The sequence below is a fragment of the Exiguobacterium sp. s160 genome (assembly GCF_018617575.1).
Classification (GTDB): Bacteria; Bacillota; Bacilli; order Exiguobacteriales; family Exiguobacteriaceae; genus Exiguobacterium; species Exiguobacterium aestuarii_A.
Window position 1 is genome coordinate 1,415 of record NZ_JACSKK010000017.1, and the last position, 1,577, is coordinate 2,991.

At 55.8% G+C, this 1,577-nt stretch carries 1 rRNA gene (cut by a window edge); it reads right to left on the reverse strand.

Features of this window, described 5'->3' with window-relative positions:
- Positions 1-1,552, reverse strand: a 23S ribosomal RNA gene (locus KNO86_RS14470); its annotated part reaches 1,414 nt to the left of the window's first position; the annotation flags it as partial.
- Positions 1,553-1,577: the final 25 nt, after the last annotated feature.

Below are 1,577 nucleotides of genomic sequence, written 5' to 3' on the forward strand. Positions count from 1 at the left end.
TGCCGGGCGGATTTGCCAACCCGACGGCCTCGCTGCTTGTCCGTGCACTTCCAGTCGCACGGTCACCTTATCCTTCTGCGTCCCCCCATCGTTCAAACGGTGGTACGGCGGTACAGGAATATCGACCTGTTGTCCATCGCCTACGCCTTTCGGCCTCGGCTTAGGTCCAGACTAACCCTGAGCGGACGAGCCTTCCTCAGGAAACCTTAGGCTTTCGACGGAGGGGATTCTCACCCCTCTTTTCGCTACTCACACCGGCATTCTCACTTCCAAGCGCTCCACGGCTCCTCACGATACCGCTTCACTGCTGCTTGGAACGCTCTCCTACCATCCCTTACGGGATCCATAGCTTCGGTGGTATGTTTAGCCCCGTTACATTTTCGGCGCGGCGCCACTCGACTAGTGAGCTATTACGCACTCTTTGAATGGTGGCTGCTTCTAAGCCAACATCCTAGTTGTCTGTGCAGCGCCACATCCTTTTCCACTTAACATACACTTGGGGACCTTAGCTGATGGTCTGGGCTGTTTCCCTCTCGACTACGGATCTTATCACTCGCAGTCTGACTCCCGAGTACAAGTTGCTGGCATTCGGAGTTTGACTGAATTCGGTAACCCTGTGGGGGCCCCTAGTCCAATCAGTGCTCTACCTCCAGAACTCTTCACCTCGAGGCTAGCCCTAAAGCTATTTCGGAGAGAACCAGCTATCTCCAGGTTCGATTGGCATTTCACCGCTACCCACACCTCATCCCCGCACTTTTCAACGTGCGTGGGTTCGGACCTCCAGTCAGTGTTACCTGACCTTCATCCTGGACATGGGTAGATCACCTGGTTTCGGGTCTACGACGACGGACTGATGCGCCCTGTTCAGACTCGCTTTCGCTGCGGCTCCGCCTCATCGGCTTAACCTCGCCCGCCATCGTAACTCGCCGGTTCATTCTACAAAAGGCACGCCATCACCCGTGAACGGGCTCTGACTACTTGTAGGCATACGGTTTCAGGATCTGTTTCACTCCCCTTCCGGGGTGCTTTTCACCTTTCCCTCACGGTACTGGTTCACTATCGGTCACTAGGAAGTATTTAGCCTTGGGAGATGGTCCTCCCGGATTCCGACGGGGTTTCACGTGTCCCGCCGTACTCAGGATCCACTCTGGAGGGGATGGGGTTTCGGCTACAGGGCCGTCACCTTCTCTGGCCGACCTTTCCAGGTCGTTCACCTACCCTATCCCTTTGTAACTCCGTGTAGAGTGTCCTACAACCCCAGGAAGCATGCTTCCTGGTTTGGGCTGTTCCCGTTTCGCTCGCCGCTACTCAGGGAATCGAATTTTCTTTCTCTTCCTCCGGGTACTTAGATGTTTCAGTTCCCCGGGTGTGCCTCACGCCACGCTATGTATTCACGTGGGTGTCCCGCCAGTCTCCCGGCGGTGGGTTCCCCCATTCGGAGATCTCTGGATCGATGTGTACTTACCACTCCCCAGAGCATTTCGCTGTTCGTCGCGTCCTTCATCGGCTCCTAGTGCCAAGGCATCCACCGTACGCCCTTTCTACCTTGATCTAGCGTCTAAGACACACGGTCCATT